The sequence below is a fragment of the Hyphomonas sp. genome, from assembly GCF_037969335.1.
Classification (GTDB): Bacteria; Pseudomonadota; Alphaproteobacteria; order Caulobacterales; family Hyphomonadaceae; genus Hyphomonas.
In genome coordinates, this window is the sequence record NZ_JBBKXE010000155.1 from 1 (window position 1) to 14,604 (window position 14,604).

The window sequence follows — 14,604 nt, forward strand, 5'->3', positions numbered from 1 at the left end:
GAGAGGGGGGGGGCACCCAACTCTCAGACTTTCTTTTCTCGCTTTCTTGCGGCGCGCTTCTTTGCTGCCAAAGATGGGCTTCCAAGTTTGAGCTGATCGAAGAAGGATTGGTTTCGCAGTTCTGCATCTCTCAACATTTTGTGGAATGAGATCACTCGGATATGAGCGTTGTGGCGCTGCGACCATCCATAATAGCCGTCGCCGTCAGGGGTGGGGTTTTGAGCGAGAGACTTCTCAAAAAGTCGTCTCGTTCCATTTGTGAGTTCAGATACAATAATGCACTCAAACGGCGTCGCTTCAGAAATGTCGGACACGACTTCCCCATCCATATCTCTTACCTTCGCGTTCTGCAGTTCTTCAATATAACCTAACACTTGTCCTATGGGGTCCTGACTCGGCTTTTCGTCGCCTGGTCTTTTGAATTCAACGACAACGACCGGGTCGCTTGTCCCCTCTCGACGAAAACCAAGCGGATTGAAGAAAAGTAAATCGGGTTCTTTGCGCGACTCCGTATCCACGGTTAGCGACTTGATTGACTTGTCCGACGCGAAGAATTCATATCCCGCCAAGGAATCGTCGAGCATCCAGAGATTGTGTTTGCTCAACTCCCCAGTTCGATACATCTCGCCCATGGGACAGATCAATTCGTGGATGACGCGCTCGTAGTGATAGCTTTGTTTTTCATCATCTTTGAACTTAAGAAGCAAATTGGCCATCTGAAGAACTTGGTGCCGCTTGACCACGAGCTCGGCCAAGCGATGCTTTTCTTGGTTGGAGATTTCAGTAAGCACTTCTTCAGCGAGTGCACGCGATTCAGGCTCGAGTGACTCCAACTGGTCGAGTTCATCAATCCTCTCCCGAAGGTTCCTTTCTTCTCGATACAGAAGAACGAAGAGGTTCTGCCCTATCTGTTCTGCGTCCATCCCAGGAGAAAGTCCTGCAACATAATTGTCGATGTCGGTGAACTGAGTTGCCAACTGAGGGTGCTCTTCGACCAACATCCTCACTGTACTTTTTTGCCGAGCCCTCATTCGGTGGATATGCTCGCTCAGGAAACCCTCTGCCGCTTCAAGGACGGCTGCCTGAAGTATATCCCGTTGCGCCGCCGTTAATTTAAAGTCGAGACGCTCTTGATCTACGCGAGCATCAAGAAACTCACCGCTTACCACCGCAACATAAGCTTTGCCGTCAGGCAATTCTTTGAGCGCGTACTTTCGCTCGAGAGAATTTGGTTCGCCTACCAATCGACCGTGTGCGGTGAGTAGGTACGAATTACGCAAATTTGTGGATATGGTTGTATCCACAAACATATGTGTCACTCGCAATTCGGACTTTCCGTCCCCGAAGTCGACTTCCAATTTCTGCTCGACCGGATCGTCGACCTGGTCTTCAATGAAGTCATTGAGGCGGGTGGTCTCGCCTCGATAAGTGATGCTCACGTCTGGAAGCGTTCCTGAAATGAATTGTGGGAAAAAATGTAGCGCGAGATCCTTCAGGTAGGAGGAGGGCCGTATTCGCCCGCGATGTTCCTTCCGTAGACCCGACAACGTAATCTTAGTACCCGGGTCACCCTTGGATTTCCTCACCTCCTTTAAATCAACAATCGAATCTTGTTCCTCCGGGACGAACTTGAAACTTCTGCTGAGCAGGCCATCGTCGGTATCAATTACACTTTCGATTTGAATCGTGTCGAACATCTTCATCCAAATGAAGCGACCCACTCCCTTACCGCCTCGTTTATATTTGTAACGGCTGTCGCTCGTCTCAAAAGATCGCAAGTTTTCGGCAATGAATCCGACTCCATTGTCGATAATTGAAATGCTTTCGACATCTCCGTGTTCATCGACCGCGATATCAACGTCCACGTGGCCAAGCTCAGCAGCTTTCTCTTCCGTAAACCTGTCATTTATTGCGTGGATCGAATTGCTAACTGCCTCATACACTGAGTACAAAATCGCAGTCTTCCCATCGGGAAGACTCATATTGTTGATGCGGCCAATGACGTCGAATTTCATAGATGCCCCCGTGATTTTTCTAATTACACTGGAATTACGCGAAGTAGCCTAGTGGAGCAATCAACCGAATTAGAAAGCGTAGGGTGCATTACAGCGGAGGGATGCAATGCACCTCTGGATTGGCTCTCTCAGGCAGGTGCATTGCGCTAGGCTTATTGCACCCCGCTACGGCGCTTCCGGACATCTCGAACCCGTATCCCCGACCCATGGAGGGGTAAAAAAGACAGCTTGGCGCGGGCGGGGGGGATGCTAGGCTCTCCCCATGTGCGGACGCTTTTTCAGACATGACGTGACGTGGGAGGATTACCACGCGGCGCTGGGGCTTATCGTGCCCGAGGGCGTGGCCCCGCCGGAGGCGGCGTATAATATCGCGCCGACGCAGCTGGTGCCGATCGTGCGGCATGTGCCGGAGGGCGACGGGCCGGACACGAATGCGCGCGAACTGGCGCTGGCGATGTGGGGGCTGGTGCCGTCATGGTGGCACAAGCCGCTGAAGGAGAAGAATTTCTCGACCTTCAATGCGCGCGCCGAAACGGTGGCGAGCAGCAACACGTTTCGCGGGGCCTTCCGCCACCATCGCTGCCTAGTGCCGGCGAGCGGCTATTATGAATGGACCGGCGCGAAGGGCGCGAAGACGCCGTTTGCCATCGGCCTGAGCAACCGGCGCTGGTTCTGCTTTGCCGGCCTGTGGGACCGGGCGATGATCGACGGATCGGAATTGGACAGTTTCACCATCCTGACGACCGGCGCGAACGACGCGACGGCGGGCCTGCATGCGCGCATGCCGGTGGTATTGCATCCGCACGACCATGACCGCTGGCTGGACGGGGCGACGTCAGAAGTGGGCGACCTGATGGCGCCCTTCCCGTCCGAGGACATGCAGGTCTGGGCCGTGGGCGCGGCGGTCGGCAATGTGCGCAACCAGGGGCCGCAGCTGGCGACGGAAGTGTGAGGCGCGAGGCGGCACCGTCAGGTCAGGGCCGCCTCGACGCATTGTCTTGATAGACCCTCGCAAGGCTCAGCTTGTGGCATCCACATCCGGCAAGCCGTGGACATGGACGTCGGCGCCGGAATGGGCCTTGAGAATGCGGGTGGCCGTGGCTTCGTCGGCCTTGTTCCAGGTGCGGACCCAGAGCACCAGGCCGCCATGTGCGAGTTCGTCGGCAATATAGTCGGCATGGTGTTTTTCAATCAGCCGCGCCAGGAGGGCGCCGATCGTGGCACCGCTGCCGCCGCCGACACCCAGCGCGATGAGCGCTGCTGCGAGCGCGCCGCCACCGGCGACAATCGGAACAAACGCCGCCAGGGCCCCGAGATAGGCCAGCGTGCCGATAACCGCGCCTTCGGCGGCACCCGGCCCTTCGATATTGGCATAGGCGGTGATGGCCGCGTCGGGATCGTCTTCCAGCGCTTTCACCGATTTGTAGCTGTGACCGAGCTTGGCCTCGACGGCCTCTGTCGACGCGAGCAGGCTGATTTCGGCGCGGTTGAAGCCATTGGACAGCAAGTCATCAATCGCTGCCTGCATGTCTTTTTCGGTTTGAAAAACGCCGACCGCTTCGCGGACCAGTGGCTTGCCTGAATCTGTCATGATCTGTCTTCCTCAATTACCGCCAGACACAGTCCGACCTGCGCCTGTCTACGCGCAAATCCGGGATCGTATCTCGGGGTTTTCCCTTAGTGCGCTGGCTTGAAGGGACCTGGGCGGCGGCTGGCGCGGGCCCCTCCCCCGCTGGCGGCCCGTCAGGCCGGGCGCATCACTCTGTCAGCTGCATCTCGCACAGGCCGACCAGGAAGAGATCCGCGTCGGGTTCGCAGCCTTCCTGTGTGAAGGTGAAGGCGCCTGAGCGGCGGTCTATGTCGAGCGTGGTCCTGGCCCTGTCGCGCCAGCCGCAATAGGGGGTGTCGATCTCCTGGCGGAGGGTGAGCCTGTCGTCGGTCATCGACACGTCGCAAACCCGTGTGCCGACCTGGGTGCAGACATTGTCGGTGCCGCCGGTGTCATTCTTGACGAACAGGAAGCGGTCTTCGAAATGGAAGAAGACGCGGCGGTCGGTGCCGGGCTTGGCGGCATCGGGGGCTTCGCAGCTGAAGGTCACCTTGTCGCGGCTGTTGCCTGCGCTGCAGCCGACAAGGACGAGGCCGATCGCCAGGGCGGTCAAGGATCTCATGCTGCGTGCCATCCTGTGTGAGCGGGTTGCCGGGCGGCCATGCGCCGCGTGGCCGATGCTGTATGAGCGGTGACGCGAGTCGTCAAACGCAGTGGGCAGGTGCCGGCTGCGTCTATTTGATCACCCGGATCGGGTCGGTGCCGTCCCAGCCCTGCGAGACTTTCCGGATGTGCGCGAAGGTGCGGCCCTTGGTGCCGGAAATGTCGGAGATTTCGACCACGGTGCCGGGATGGGCCTCGGTATCGAAATAGGCGAAGCGGCCTTTTTCGCCGCCGATGCAGCCTTCGTGGCCAATCTTGTAGCCGAGGCCGAGGGCCGTGTCGTAGAGGCCCTGATAGTCCTCGGTCCAGTAGGACATGTGCTGGAGGCCTTCATGGCCCGCATCGAGGAATTCCTTGTACATCGAGGGGGCGTCATTGCGCTGCTGGATCAGCTCGATCTGCAGGTCGCCGGAATTGGCCAGCGCAATCGACATTTTCGCGTCGGACGGTTGCCCGCGATGGCGGAACCAGTCTGTCTTGACGTCCTCGATATAGAACCAGGGGCCGACGCCCATCACGTTGATCCAGTGGTCCATCGCGGCCTCGATGTCGCGCACGACATAGCCGTTCTGGCAGACGTTTCCGAAAATGCGGCTCAAGGCGGACCCTCCCCTATTGGCCTGTCTTGCCTGCCCGGCGGGCGAATGGCCAGCGCTTTCAGGAGGCGGAAAGTTGCCAGGCAGCGGGGATACACCACCTGGCAACAATTGTCTTGGATCGCAACGCAGAACCAGGTGGGGACGCACCGCGTTGCAAAGACAGGCCAAAATTTACGACAGGCAACTGATGAGAACAATTGAGTAATATTCGTTTGTTTGCGCGTGGCGCTCACAAATCAATGGCGCGGCTGCGGCCTAGGAAAGCGCCTTCAGCCGGTTCGCACTGCCGCGCTGGAGTTTGCGCGCCGCGGTGGTGAGGCTGGCAAGAAACGCGCTTGTATTGGGCTCGAGCGCCGAATCCGTCTTGCAGGCGGCGCCGAGACGGTATTTCGGCAGGCCGGCAATGCGCTTGCCGACAAGCCGGCCGGATTCCAGGTTCGGCACAGCCACCGACAGGGGCATGACGGTCAGCGTGTCGGATGCCATTGACAGGTTCATGCAGGAGGTCGGGCTGTAGAGCGTGTATTGCGGCGCGCGGGCCTGTTTCAGCGCCTCGCGCATGCTCTCGGGCAGGTCACCATCGAGATATTCGATATAGCCGGGAAAGGCCCAGGGATAGGCCAACAGCGTCTCGAAACTTGTGTCTAGCGCGGCGACCGGATGGCCCGGCCGGTGGAGCATGACGAAATCTTCGGCGATGATTTCCTGGAAGTGCAGCCGGCCCGCATGTGGCAGGGCCTCCAGCGTGGCCATATTGAACAGGACCATGTTGGCGCGGCGCTGGACCAATTCTTCGACAGCGGCATGCGGCGGCATGACATCGGCCAGTATCCGGATGTCGGGCAATGATTTGCGGAATTCGGTGATCGCGGCCGGCAACAGGATGTCATAGGCAATCGGCCCGCCGATGATCTTGAGGTGCTGGTCGCCGGAGACGGTTTCACGTTGCACCACTTTCGCGAAGGCGAGCAGTTCGACCGCCATCGGATAGAGACGCTCGCCCGCCTCGGTCGGGGTGACCGAGCGGGTGGTGCGGTAGAAGAGCTGGGTGCCCCAGGCCTCTTCCAGCGTCTTGATGCTGCGCGTGACCGCCGAGTGCGTCAGGTGCAGTTCCTCAGCCGCCTTGGAGAAGCTGAGCAGGCGGTAGACGACTTCGAAATACTGGATCAGGCGCAGGTCTGTCATGGCGCGAGGCTTAGGCGGTGCGCCGGGCCATGGCAAAGCCGGTTCCCCCCGGGGGCGAGCCCGACCCGGACACTTCGTGCGGGAGCGGGCGACCCGGCGCGATGCCGGGCCGCCCGGCCGGTCAATGGGTGAGCGAGAGGCGGACAAAGACGCCGCGCCCTGCCCCCGGCACCCGTGTGCCGAGCGCGACATCGCTGTCGCTATTGCGGTTATAGCCCGACAGGTGGTCGCGATAGACCTGGTCGAGCAGGTTCTCGACCCCGGCCGAGAGCCGCACGCCGTCACGCACCTGCCAGTCGCCAAACAGGTTGATCACGGCATAGCCCGGCGTTTCTGCCTCGCTATTGGTGGCCGAGACGTCGGTCTGTTCGGCGACGAGACGGGCCTCGAGCGTGGCGGACCAGGCCGCCGCCTCCCAGGTCAGGCCGGTGGTCAGGCTGGGCGGCGCAACGCGGTAGAGATTGTCGTCCACGTCACGCCGTTCGCCGCGCACATAGGAGAGCACGCCGTCGATGCGGAGCGGGCCGTCGAAATCATAGCCGGCATCGAGATCGAACCCGTAGAGCCTTGCATCGACATTGGCCCAGCGGAGCGGTGTGGAATCGCCGCTCATGGCGGCGACCATCTCGACCGGCGTGTCGGCGACGCCCGGCGTGGCGTCAAAGGCGACGCCCTGGATATAGTCGTCGACCTGACGGACATAGAGTGTCGGGCGGGCATAGGCGCGCGATGTGGCAAAGTCGAAACCCGCCTCAGCGATCCAGGCCGTTTCCGGCTTCAAGGCCAAATCGCCGACATAGATGTTGCCATCGGCGAGCCCACCACTGGCATTGATCGGCAGCCAGCCGAAGCGCTGGATATAGCCGGGCATCTTCTGCTTGCGGGCGAGCGTGAGGCGCCAGGACAGGCCGTTCTCGGCCGGGGTCCAGAGCCGGGCGACCACATCGGCGGTCGTGTCCTCGCCATCGGTATTGCCGGTATTGAAGGCAGCCGCCAGCATGCGCGGTCCCATTGGCAGGGCCGGACCGACCGATGCGTCGCCAGCCTCATAGTCATTCTGGTCGACGCGCAGGCCGAGTTCCGCCTCGACCGGCCCGAGCGGCCCGGTCCATTCGGCAAAGGCCCCGGTCTGGCGCAGGGTGATGTCCGGGAACGGCGTGACGAAGAAGCCTGCATTGTTCGGATTGGTGATCGTCACTTCGTGTTCGGACTCTTCGGTATCGAGACCCAGCTGCAGCTCGCCGCCCGACAGGGCGAAGCCGAGCTTGATGTCGGCGCCGCGCGTCGTCGCATCGGCATAGGAGGCGCGCTCGACCATCATGCCGGGCGAGGGCCGCATGCTGAAATTGTCCATCAGGTGCGAGACGTCGGTGTAATGGACCGATGCTTCCAGCGCCGCGCCGCCGATAACTGTCGCATAGGCGAGCCGGGCGAAATCCGTGTCGAAATACTGGATATCCATCGGGAAAGGCGGGTTGCCTGACGGGCCGGTATTCTGGCGGCGAAGATCCAGGCTGAAATCGCCAGCCCCGGTCTTGACGCCGGTGGAGACGCCAAAGACAGAGCGCTCGAAGGACGTCCCGCCGATCGTGCCGTCGGCATAGTCGGTATCATCGCCCTCTTCATAGGCGCCGAGCAGGTTGAACCGCCATGTGTCGGTCGCCGCGCCGACGATGCCGCCTGTGGACACGCTGTCATTGATGCTGCGCGCGCCAAGGCTGAGATCATAGCCGTATTGGGCCGCGTCGCCGGAGGCATAGTTGATGCGCTTAAAAACGGCATCGGCGCCGCCTGCGAGGCCGGGCCCCTGCGAGACCGGGCTGACGCCGCGGTCGATCACCACGGCAGCGACGAGGGGTGCTGGCGCATAGTGGAAGACCGGGTCCATCAGGTTGGGACCGCCGGAGGCAAAGCGCTGGCCATCGACACGCAGGTTCAACCGATCACCGAACAGTCCGCGATAGGCCATCTGGCCCGACACTTCGCCATTGGCGATGCGGGCGCCGCCTGGTGTGCGGGCGGAGAGATAGGTGACATCGCCGCCCTGGAGGGGCGCACCGTCAGGCGTGACGGCGTGCTGTGTCGCCGTGTCGAGGCGCGAGCCGGTGACGATGATGACGTCCTGGAGGGCGGGTTCGGATTCCTGCGCAACAGCGGCAGGCAGCAGGGCAGACAGGGCCATCAGCCCCGCGCCGCAAAACAAGTGTGGTTTCATTTTATGTATCCGTTCGGCCCGGACGATGCCGGACACTGGTCTGATTGAGGAAGTTTGGTCGGATTCAATCAGGCGCGGACGGGCGGCCCCCTGGCCGGAAGCGGCGCACGGGCGCGTCGGTAGGCAAGTGTATTGATAACGGGGCGGTCGCCCAGGAGCGGCGGACCGTAGATCGCCGCCAGTAACATGTCCGGCGGGAGCGGCAGGTCAAACACGGCGGTTGACGCAAACGGACAGGTCGCGGACGGCGACGTCGTGTCATCGTGCGGCGGTGGCGCCGGCGTCTCGTCGCCATCGACCTCGGTCATGCTTCCGGTATGGGGGTTGAGCGACATGAAGCGCTCGGTCGTTCCGCCGCAGATGCGGATCACGATGTCTCCGGCCTCTGCCGAACGCTCGAGCATGTAACCGGCGGGCACAAGCGCGCGCATCACCATCAGCAGGGATACTGCTGTGATCAGCCAGAAGCGCATTGGCGCGGATGGGAAAAGCCCCTTGAGCATGGCGAATCGATAGCGTTGCCGGGGCGGGCTGGCCATGTGGCAATGTCACCGCAGCTGGTGCTGGCACCCGCTCCCCTACGCCGCTGTGACCCTGCCTGCGAGCTGGCTCGCGTCGCCAGCCAGATTACGGACCATGACCCGGGCCTGATCCTGCGGGCCGGGGAAGCTGAGCTGGTGCTTCGGTGTAACGATGAAGCCGATCTCGCCGAAATAGGCGGGCGCGCCAATCAGGATAGCAGCGGGCCAGCCGGCTTTCTCGCCCGCTTCCAGCGCTTCACCCGTAATCGAGAGACCGAGGCGGCTGCCCTGGTGCGAGGGGGCGACGGCGACCGGTCCGTAGAACAGTGCGCGGGTGCGTCCCTCTCCCACGGTCAAAGGCCAGACGCGGCAGACACCGATGACCTCGCCGTCCAGGACGGCAACGCGACTGATCTCCGGCAGCGAGCGCGAAAACTCGCGCAGGCGCTCGGCCGTCTTGGCAAAGTGGCCGGGACCGAACGTGGCATCGAACAGGGTTTCGATGGCGGCGGCGTGCACGGCAGGGGTTTCGGGGACGATCTGGAGCATGGCGAGCGGCCTTAAAGTGCATCCGCACCGGACGCAATGAAAAAGGCCGCCCCATCAGGAGCGGCCTTTCGGTACAAGTCTGTGCGTGACTAGCGCGAGGCGCGCCAGGCTTCCAGTTGGCGGGCGGCCCAGTCCTTGCCACCCCAGCCAAAGGCGATCGCAAAGGCTGCTGCACCACCCATGACGAGATATTTGGCGACCTCGAGAATGAACACGCCACCGGTCGGGTCGAGTCCCATGCGGGAGATGCCGAGAATGACCGACAGGATGATGATGATCCATTTGACAAGGTTGGCGGCGACATCGGTCGCGCCAGAGCCTGTGGAGGCCATGGCCGACGTGACCAGCCGGGCGATGAATACGCCGGCAAAGATGATCAAGGCGCCGAACACGATCTGCGCGCCCATCGAGAGGACAACGTCCATGGCGTAGGTCAGCGTGTCGATGCCCAGCGCATTGAGGGCTGCAATCATGCCGAGCAGGACGATGAAGAACTGCGCCACACGCGATGCGACGACCGAGGCTGTCAGACCGGAATCGGCTCCCTTGAGGATGCCGAGTTCGGCCACGGCGCCGTCAAGGCCCATGCCGGGCAGGACGCGGCCAATCAGACTGCCGACGAAACGCGCCACGATGACGAAGATGCCAAGGATGACGATAGCCGCCAGAAGGTTCGGCAGGATGCCGACAATGTCTTCAAGCAATGCATTGGCCGGTTCGGAGATCGCCGCCATGTCGAGCACGTCGAATGCCGTGATGGCCCCGATCAGAACGATGAAGGCTGACGCGATGGTGGCGGTAATGCCCGACACCTTGACCGGCCCCGAGGCGAGCCCGAACTGTTCCGGCAATCCGTCTGCGAAGACAAGAATGGCCGACAATGCCTGTTTCACGACGTTCGCCACGATCAGGAAAATCCCGAATACAAGGATGGCCCCGATGATATTGTCGCCATAGGCCATGATCGGAGCGATCACACCGTTCAGCGCGTCGGATATCTGTGTCGCACCGGCAATCGCGAGCGACTGCATCAGACCGATCAGGATGATGATCCAGAAAGCCGCAGATGACAGGCTGGCGCCAAGGCTCTTGCCGCCGGTCGTGTTGAGGTTGTTGGCGCGCTTGGCGAGCCCGGTCTTGTCGATGGCCTTGCTGACCAGCCATCGCACGATCATGGCGGCGATGATGAAGGCGATCATGACGAGCGCGGCCTTGATGAGGTTCGGCCCGTAGGTTTGTGCCTGCACCACGAGATTATTCCAGAATTGTTCCATATTCAGCCCCTGTTCCACCGGGTAGCGCGTCGCCCCTATGGCGCCAGCATCCCAGTGAGGGCGTTATCGCATATCGTTTTGCAATGCAGGATGAACAGGAATTTAGAATTGCAACCAGTTCTCCCTGGAGGGGAATTCCGCCTGTATCAGCTGCGGCTGGCCCGCCATACACGGCGCAAGACAAGGGCGAATGCCAGAATGGCCGTGGCCGTCAGGATGACGAGCGGTTGCAGCCAGACGGACAGTCCGAGGCAGCCGACGAGGCCAAGCGTGGGCACGACCGGGTGATAGAGCCGCGCGTCTGCGCTGAGGCGCAAGGCGGCGAGATTCGTGACCGCATAATATATCAGCACGCAGAAGGCACTGAAGCTCCAGACCAGCGCCAGACCGCCGAATGCGGCGATCACCGCGATGGCGGCGCCAACGCACAGGCTGGCAGCCAGTGGCTGGCCGCTGTGGTCGAGTTGGCCCAGCCGAATCGGCAGGTCCCCTTCCCGGCCCATGGCGAGCACGACACGCGACAGGCCGAGAATGAGGTTCAAGAGGACCCCGGCCATGGCGGTGATTGCGGCGACGATCACGAGCAAGCTGAGCCAAGGTGCACCGAGCCGGGCGGCGACCGCTTGCAACGGCGCGGCGGTGCGGGTCGTCGCATCGGCGAACTGCGCGGCACCGAGCACGTGCAGCCCACCGGTGAGAATGGCGAGATAGAGGCATGTGGAAACAAGCAGTGTGAGGATGATGGCGCGCGGAATGGTGCGGCGGGGCGACCGGACCTCTTCGCCCAGTGTTGCGATACGGCCATAGCCGGTGAATGCCACGAAGAGGAGCGCCGTCGCTTCGAGGAAGCCAGCGGGCGCGAAAGGCGACGCCGGGTTTGCGACCTGTTCCCCGGCGGGCGACAGCAGGGCCATGGCACCCAGTATGATGAGGACAAGCAGTGTGATCGTGACGAGTATGGCATTGACCGGATTGGCGCGGCGCAAGCCCAATATGACGAGACCGGTCATGGCGACGACTACGAGGCTGGCGACGGGATGGGTGAGCGCAGGGTCCATGCCGAGGCCTGCCAGCACATAGCCCGACAGGCCAATGGCTGCGGCAGCGGCACTGGCCGACTTGGCCAGGAGGAAGGCGAGCCCGGCGCCGAATCCGAAATCGGGCCCGAGATAGCGATAGCCATAAGCATAGGTGCCGCCGCTGACGGGATGGCTGGCCGCCAGTTCTGCGCTCGACAGCGCATTGAACGCCGCAAGCATAGCGGCAAGGCAGAGGGCCGGCACCGCCCCGATGCCTGTCACGCCCACGGCGAGGCCGAGGCTGACAAAGACACCCGTGCCGAGGATGGACCCCAGCCCCAGCAGTACCGCGCCGCGCAAGCCCACGGTGCGATCCATCGCGCGTGCTGTATCGGATGGCATCAGATGGGCGCCCTAATTCTGATCGGGTTCGAAGACCGCGTCCCGGTTAGTGAGGAGTTCATAGGCGACGTGCCGCTTCAGCGTTTCTGTCAGCGCCGTCGAATCGCCCTGTAGCATCTCAGGCGCAATCAGGTTGCCGAACGTCATGCGGAATTTCGAGCCACGCTTGTTTAGCAATTCGTGGAAGAGCGTGATGTCGCGCAGCTCGTCATTGATATCGCAGAAGAGATAATAGAGCGCGGAATTGCGAGCATCGACATTGAGCGGCAGGATCGGGGCCTTCTGCTTGCGGGCGAGACCGATAACGGTGGAGAACCAGTCCTTCTCCTGCAGGGCGCCATCCACGCGGCGGGCAAGGCGCCCGGACGGAAAGATGACGACGCATTTTTCCTGGGCGAAGGCCTCTGCCGTGCGCTTCAGGGTCTCGCGCGTCTTGGCGGGCGTGCGCTTGGCGGCGACCCATTCGACCGGGATGATGACATCCTCGAATCTCGGATTGACGCGCACGGCGTCTGCATTGGCGAGGAAGACGATATCGTCGCGCACCTGTTTCAGCAGGTCCCAGACAGCAACGCCATCAGCCAGGCCGGTGGGGTGGTTGGCAGCAATGATCAGCCGGCCGGATCGGGGCATACGCTCAACCGCATCAACCGAGAGGTCGAATGCCAGCTGGCCGGACAACAGGTCGAAGGATTCGCGGCCATTGAGCTGGATGATCTCGTCGGCCATCCGCCGCGCCTTGCCATAGCCGAGCACCTGGTAGAGCACGGGCCGGACGAGCGGCCAGGACCAGCTTGACCGGAGCTTCGGGCAGCGCTCCTCGATCAGCACATCGACGATGTGCTGATCCGTCTCCGCGGCGGCCTCGTGAAAGGCCGAGACGGCGGAACCCGCTTGCGGGGGTGTGGCGATCTCGTCTGTCATGGCCTTTGTGCTTTTTTTGCATTTTTCTTTCAGGGCGGTTCCCGAAGGCGCAGCATACATGAAGTCCCCTTACGGGAAAGCGGATGCGGCAGGATTCGCGCGCCTGAAAAACTTTCCGGAAAAGGCAGATCTGTAGAGATTTCAACACTTCGGAAAGTTCTGCTTTACCAAGCCGTAAGGCCCGCGTGGCAAGTTCATCTCCAGACGGGCGCAGATAGATGCTGACGCCCAGGTAGCAGGAAACTTATCGGGGTAGAGTATATGAAAGTTCTTTGGGTTGAAGATCACGAGCCGGTCCGAGACATGTTGGCAATTGCCGCCGACAAGGCCGCACGCTCGCGCATCCAGGTCGACCTCGTGATGGCGCCGACACTGATGGCCGCCGAGGCACGCCTGCGCCTGGAGCGCTTCGATCTTGTCGTGCTCGACCTCGGCCTGCCCGACAGCGTCGACCCTGACATGACGATCGCCCGCGTCGCCAATATGGGCAAGTATCGCATCGCGGTTGTCTCTTCCATGGATACGCGTGACCAGGTCGTGGCTGCTGCTTTGCGTTGCGGCGCCAATATCGCACCGAAAGCCGTGTTCAAGGCGACCCTGCCCTTCAACCGCTTCATCCAGCGGCCCGACACGTTCGAGGATTTCCTGCTGGAACAGATGCCAGCCGCTGCTGCGCCGGCGCGCGCCGCCTGAGCCAGTCGCCCAAGAGGCGCTTGCGCTTGCAGACCCCTATATGACCTTGCTAAGCCGCCCGGTGAATGTAACCGGGCGGCTTAGCCCTATTATGGACCTCAAACGCCATGGACGCCGTGCAAGTCTATCCCGCCACGCTGGTGCTGATCGCCATGAACGTGGTCGCCAGTGTCGTGGCGTTCAACAGCCCCGAATTTTTCGACCGGTACTCGTTCTGGATCAAGCCGATCCGGCAGGGCGAGGAATGGCACCGCTTCGTCACGTCGGCCTTCCTGCATGTCAACGGAATGCACCTGTTCATCAACATGTACGTGCTCTACATATTTGGCCAGATTCTGGAAGCCCATGTCGGCTCCGGCGGGTTCCTGATCCTCTATGCCGCATCGCTGCTGGGCGGAAACCTCTGGGAATATGCCGACAAGCACAACCAGCCAAACTATCGTTCGGTTGGCGCATCGGGCGCGACGTCCGGCGTCATATCGGGCTTTTGCCTGTTCTACCCATTCGCGATGCTCTACCTGTTCTTTGCGATCCCGATGTGGGCGATCGTGTTCGGCGCAGGGTTCATCATTGTCAGCTTTATCCTGTCGCAGCGCGACCAGACCATGGTGGCCCACGGCGCCCACCTAGGCGGCGCCCTGACCGGGCTGGTGATTGCGATGCTGCTGCGGCCCGAGGCCTGGCGGCAGATGATCGACCAGGTGGCGTCGCGGATTGGCTGACGGCGCAATGACTTCCGTACTGGCCCGCTACGAGGCCCGGATCGCCGACGGCGTGATCGACGCTGACAGCGCGCAGGCTGAGGCTGCTGCCCGGCTGGACGCGCTGGCCCGAACGCTCGCCAACAAAGGCAAGGGCCGCTGGTTCTCCAAGCCTGCGCCCGTGACCGGGCTTTACCTGTGGGGCGGGGTCGGGCGCGGCAAGTCCATGCTGATGGACCTGTTCTTCGACGCTGCGCCGGTGACACCGAAACGGCGGGTGCATTTCCACGAATTC

Annotated in this window: 15 protein-coding genes; 4 read left to right on the top strand and 11 right to left on the bottom strand. The window is 61.8% G+C overall.

Features of this window, described 5'->3' with window-relative positions; all coding sequences use genetic code 11:
* Positions 1-23: 23 nt before the first annotated feature.
* The gene (locus AADA04_RS11860) at positions 24-2,015 is read right to left on the bottom strand and encodes an ATP-binding protein (RefSeq protein ID WP_340693481.1); all 1,992 of its coding nucleotides are present in this window, start codon (positions 2,013-2,015) and stop codon (positions 24-26) included.
* Positions 2,016-2,277: 262 nt separating this feature from the next.
* Between AADA04_RS11860 and AADA04_RS11865 the strand changes: the two genes are divergently transcribed.
* Complete coding sequence (locus AADA04_RS11865; protein WP_340693482.1) at positions 2,278-2,967, top strand: SOS response-associated peptidase; 690 nt, start codon at positions 2,278-2,280, stop codon at positions 2,965-2,967.
* Positions 2,968-3,033: 66 nt separating this feature from the next.
* Here the strand turns inward: AADA04_RS11865 and AADA04_RS11870 are convergent, their stop codons facing one another.
* The 10 genes from AADA04_RS11870 to AADA04_RS11915 all read right to left on the bottom strand — a co-directional run bounded on the left by AADA04_RS11870 (position 3,034) and on the right by AADA04_RS11915 (position 12,915).
* Positions 3,034-3,606, bottom strand: a complete 573-nt coding sequence (locus AADA04_RS11870; protein WP_340693483.1) for a hypothetical protein — start codon at positions 3,604-3,606, stop codon at positions 3,034-3,036.
* Positions 3,607-3,772: 166 nt separating this feature from the next.
* The gene (locus AADA04_RS11875; protein WP_340693484.1) at positions 3,773-4,186 is read right to left on the bottom strand and encodes a hypothetical protein; all 414 of its coding nucleotides are present in this window, start codon (positions 4,184-4,186) and stop codon (positions 3,773-3,775) included.
* A gap of 112 nt (positions 4,187-4,298) precedes the next feature.
* Positions 4,299-4,826 (bottom strand): VOC family protein, encoded by a 528-nt coding sequence (locus AADA04_RS11880; RefSeq protein WP_340693485.1) that lies wholly within the window; start codon positions 4,824-4,826, stop codon positions 4,299-4,301.
* Positions 4,827-5,081: 255 nt separating this feature from the next.
* The gene (locus AADA04_RS11885) at positions 5,082-6,011 is read right to left on the bottom strand and encodes a LysR family transcriptional regulator (protein WP_340693486.1); all 930 of its coding nucleotides are present in this window, start codon (positions 6,009-6,011) and stop codon (positions 5,082-5,084) included.
* A 121-nt stretch (positions 6,012-6,132) separates the two neighbouring features.
* Positions 6,133-8,226, bottom strand: coding sequence for a TonB-dependent receptor (locus AADA04_RS11890; protein WP_340693487.1), 2,094 nt, complete (start codon positions 8,224-8,226; stop codon positions 6,133-6,135).
* A gap of 68 nt (positions 8,227-8,294) precedes the next feature.
* Complete coding sequence (locus AADA04_RS11895; protein WP_340693488.1) at positions 8,295-8,765, bottom strand: DUF2946 family protein; 471 nt, start codon at positions 8,763-8,765, stop codon at positions 8,295-8,297.
* Positions 8,766-8,804: 39 nt separating this feature from the next.
* Positions 8,805-9,296 carry an N-acetyltransferase gene (locus AADA04_RS11900; protein WP_340693489.1) on the bottom strand — a complete coding sequence of 164 codons (492 nt, stop codon included), beginning with the start codon at positions 9,294-9,296 and terminating at the stop codon, positions 8,805-8,807.
* Positions 9,297-9,385: 89 nt separating this feature from the next.
* Positions 9,386-10,570, bottom strand: coding sequence for a mechanosensitive ion channel (locus AADA04_RS11905; protein ID WP_340693490.1), 1,185 nt, complete (start codon positions 10,568-10,570; stop codon positions 9,386-9,388).
* 146 nt (positions 10,571-10,716) lie between these two features.
* Complete coding sequence (locus tag AADA04_RS11910; protein ID WP_340693491.1) at positions 10,717-11,991, bottom strand: APC family permease; 1,275 nt, start codon at positions 11,989-11,991, stop codon at positions 10,717-10,719.
* A gap of 12 nt (positions 11,992-12,003) precedes the next feature.
* Complete coding sequence (locus tag AADA04_RS11915; protein WP_340693492.1) at positions 12,004-12,915, bottom strand: 1-acyl-sn-glycerol-3-phosphate acyltransferase; 912 nt, start codon at positions 12,913-12,915, stop codon at positions 12,004-12,006.
* Positions 12,916-13,218: 303 nt separating this feature from the next.
* Here AADA04_RS11915 and AADA04_RS11920 point away from each other — a divergent pair, with 303 nt between their 5' ends.
* The 3 genes from AADA04_RS11920 to zapE all read left to right on the top strand — a co-directional run.
* Positions 13,219-13,608: a response regulator gene (locus tag AADA04_RS11920; protein WP_340693493.1), complete on the top strand. Its 390-nt coding sequence runs from the start codon at positions 13,219-13,221 to the stop codon at positions 13,606-13,608.
* A gap of 107 nt (positions 13,609-13,715) precedes the next feature.
* On the top strand, positions 13,716-14,330 hold the full coding sequence (locus tag AADA04_RS11925) for a rhomboid family intramembrane serine protease (protein ID WP_340693494.1): 615 nt from the start codon (positions 13,716-13,718) through the stop codon (positions 14,328-14,330).
* 7 nt (positions 14,331-14,337) lie between these two features.
* A partial coding sequence (gene zapE, locus AADA04_RS11930; protein ID WP_340693495.1) for an AFG1/ZapE family ATPase occupies positions 14,338-14,604 on the top strand: 267 nt, incomplete at its 3' end.

What these genes read in the sequence shown, in the direction of transcription:
- AADA04_RS11860 (WP_340693481.1), bottom strand. Translation starts at nt 2,015, where the DNA reads ATGAAATTCGACGTCATTGGCCGCATCAACAATATGAGTCTTCCCGAT.
- AADA04_RS11895 (WP_340693488.1), bottom strand. Translation starts at nt 8,765, where the DNA reads ATGGCCAGCCCGCCCCGGCAACGCTATCGATTCGCCATGCTCAAGGGG.
- AADA04_RS11865 (WP_340693482.1), top strand. Translation starts at nt 2,278, where the DNA reads ATGTGCGGACGCTTTTTCAGACATGACGTGACGTGGGAGGATTACCAC.
- AADA04_RS11900 (WP_340693489.1), bottom strand. Translation starts at nt 9,296, where the DNA reads ATGCTCCAGATCGTCCCCGAAACCCCTGCCGTGCACGCCGCCGCCATC.
- AADA04_RS11910 (WP_340693491.1), bottom strand. Translation starts at nt 11,991, where the DNA reads ATGCCATCCGATACAGCACGCGCGATGGATCGCACCGTGGGCTTGCGC.
- AADA04_RS11905 (WP_340693490.1), bottom strand. Translation starts at nt 10,570, where the DNA reads ATGGAACAATTCTGGAATAATCTCGTGGTGCAGGCACAAACCTACGGG.
- AADA04_RS11875 (WP_340693484.1), bottom strand. Translation starts at nt 4,186, where the DNA reads ATGAGATCCTTGACCGCCCTGGCGATCGGCCTCGTCCTTGTCGGCTGC.
- AADA04_RS11885 (WP_340693486.1), bottom strand. Translation starts at nt 6,011, where the DNA reads ATGACAGACCTGCGCCTGATCCAGTATTTCGAAGTCGTCTACCGCCTG.
- AADA04_RS11925 (WP_340693494.1), top strand. Translation starts at nt 13,716, where the DNA reads ATGGACGCCGTGCAAGTCTATCCCGCCACGCTGGTGCTGATCGCCATG.
- AADA04_RS11915 (WP_340693492.1), bottom strand. Translation starts at nt 12,915, where the DNA reads ATGACAGACGAGATCGCCACACCCCCGCAAGCGGGTTCCGCCGTCTCG.
- AADA04_RS11870 (WP_340693483.1), bottom strand. Translation starts at nt 3,606, where the DNA reads ATGACAGATTCAGGCAAGCCACTGGTCCGCGAAGCGGTCGGCGTTTTT.
- AADA04_RS11920 (WP_340693493.1), top strand. Translation starts at nt 13,219, where the DNA reads ATGTTGGCAATTGCCGCCGACAAGGCCGCACGCTCGCGCATCCAGGTC.
- AADA04_RS11890 (WP_340693487.1), bottom strand. Translation starts at nt 8,226, where the DNA reads ATGAAACCACACTTGTTTTGCGGCGCGGGGCTGATGGCCCTGTCTGCC.